The sequence below is a fragment of the Wolbachia endosymbiont of Drosophila incompta genome, assembly GCF_001758565.1.
GTDB lineage: Bacteria > Pseudomonadota > Alphaproteobacteria > Rickettsiales > Anaplasmataceae > Wolbachia > Wolbachia pipientis.
Genome location: NZ_CP011148.1, coordinates 152,863 through 155,063, shown reverse-complemented (window position 1 = coordinate 155,063; position 2,201 = coordinate 152,863). Strand labels below are relative to the sequence as shown.

Annotated in this window: 2 protein-coding genes and 1 pseudogene (1 of these 3 running past the window's edge); 1 reads left to right on the top strand and 2 read right to left on the bottom strand. The window is 35.3% G+C overall.

Annotated features, from left to right (window positions below):
• Both WG67_RS07995 and ftsA read right to left on the bottom strand, forming a co-directional pair.
• The coding region (locus WG67_RS07995; RefSeq protein ID WP_458694959.1) for a M24 family metallopeptidase at positions 1-388 on the bottom strand (388 nt) is incomplete at its 3' end.
• 132 nt (positions 389-520) lie between these two features.
• Positions 521-1,759, bottom strand: coding sequence for a cell division protein FtsA (ftsA, locus tag WG67_RS00740; RefSeq protein ID WP_070356750.1), 1,239 nt, complete (start codon positions 1,757-1,759; stop codon positions 521-523).
• A gap of 138 nt (positions 1,760-1,897) precedes the next feature.
• Between ftsA and def the strand changes: the two are divergent.
• Positions 1,898-2,201: pseudogene (gene def, locus WG67_RS00735) on the top strand (peptide deformylase) (it continues 236 nt past the right edge of the window).

The following is a 2,201-nucleotide window of genomic DNA, read 5'->3' as shown; positions in this document are numbered from 1 at the left end:
CATTATAAGTAGCGTCACATAAACGTTTTGCTTTTATTGATGGCTTGCCAACCCAAAACATGCGACTTGTATCACCATGCCAGCCATTTAAAATCACCGTAACGTCAATATTCAAAATATCCCCATCTTTAAGCGGTGTATCATCAGGAACACCATGGCACACAACGGCATTTTTTGAGGTGCAGATTGATTTTGGATACCCCCTATAATTTAGTGGTGCTGGAATTGCACCTGCATTAATTATAAAGTCATGGCATAGATCATTTAATTCATTAGTTGTCACCCCTACCTTTACGTACGGTGCAATGAAATCAAGAGTTTCAGCAGCAAGCCTGCCAGCCTTGCGCATAAATTCAAAATCTTCTTGTGAGTGTATAGTTATGTTCATATTTTCCATGTCTTATTGTAATTGGTACGCTTACTCGCAAGTACATAAACATAATAATTTTACATATTATAAAAATAAGTCCTATGGATCCTAGTGTCAAGTCATTTGTATGAAAGGTGGTAAAACAGAAATCTAGACTGTAACTTTTGATTTAACCCAATTATACAATTTACTCATTTTACCATCCTGACCTAAAATACCAGAATTATTTTTATAAAAAGTGTCAACTATTAGCTTTATAGAGCCTATAGCAGCAGAAAATACAGGATTTTTATCATATTCGCCATCAAGACCGCTACAAGACTCAGGGCACCCAATTCGAACTTGCTTATTGAATATATAGCCTGCAATTTCCTTCATGCTTGTGAGTTGACTAGTTCCACCTGTGATCACTACTTTATTAATTGGATCTTTCTGCTCTTGAAATTGCTCTCTTACCATTTCAAGTATTTCTTCAACTCTTGGTCTTATGATGTTAATAAGCTCAGATTTGAATACTTGAGTAGGTTCATCATTTTCGTTGTTTTGCATTGTAATGTACTCATTCTCATCTATTGAAGTTACGATAGTGCTGCCATACAGTATTTTTATATACTCTGCACGTTCTATGCTTGTGCATAGCCCGTAAGCAATATCTCGAGTGATATGAACACCACCAATTGGAACGCTGCTTGCATACACAAGTTTCCCTCTTTTGAAAATTCCAATTGCAGTGCACCCACCGCCTATATCAACAATAGCAGTCCCGAGCTCTTTTTCATCTCCACTCAGACAGGCAAGACCTGCAGAATATGCAGAAGCAATACAACCTGCCATATTTAATCCACCATTATTGGTAATACAGTTTTCAATATTGGTAAGCGCTGGACGCGAAGCAGTGACAACATTAACATCAGCAGATAGTCTTTTTCCGTACAATCCACCAACTTCTTTTATGTCAGTCATGTCATCTAAGTGATATTTTAGTGGTATATTGTGAATGATAACATTGTCTTCAATATATTTCTCAAATGTTTGAAAAACTACACGTCTTATATCACGCTCAGAAATCTCATGGTTAGCTGCAATAATTTCATTATGTACATTGAAAGATGAGATGCCACATCCAGCAATGTTCACATATATCTGATCTATGGTTTCTTCTGATACTTGTTCAGCTAAACCTATAGTTGATGAGATGGAGTAATTTGCGTGTTTTACATTAGTTATTGATCCACCGTTTACACCTTCTGCAATCTTATAACCCGTTCCTGTTACTTTATAGCTGAAGTTGCCATTTATCTTAACGATTAGACAAAGAATCATCAGACCACCTATGTCTAAAACAGCAAAAACATTTCTCTTTGGTTTTGCTATTACTGCAGAGTACATTAGTTAACCTTATTACGCAATTTCATTTAAATTGTAGCTTCCTTTAATAATTTATATTTCTATTATAGATATAGCAACATTTTAATATACACTAAATTCTGGACAAAAGGAAAAGCAAAACATAGAATTATAATTTTTATGTCCATATTACCAATTGTAATTGCCCCTGATGAAAGACTAATCACACGTGCCAGTGAAGTAACAGATATAAACGATAAAATTAAAGAATTAGTAAACGACATGTTCGAAACTATGTATGATGCAGAAGGTCTTGGCCTTGCTGCAGTGCAAGTTGGAGTGTTAAAGAGAATTTTTGTTATGGATATTCAGCTAGAAACGATTGAAAATGAGCCAGCAGGATATGGCTCAACTGGCAAATTTTACATGATTAATCCTGAGATTACAGAATTATCCGATGAACAAGTAATTCTCAAGGAAGGAT

What these genes read in the sequence shown, in the direction of transcription:
- ftsA (WP_070356750.1), bottom strand. Translation starts at nt 1,759, where the DNA reads ATGTACTCTGCAGTAATAGCAAAACCAAAGAGAAATGTTTTTGCTGTT.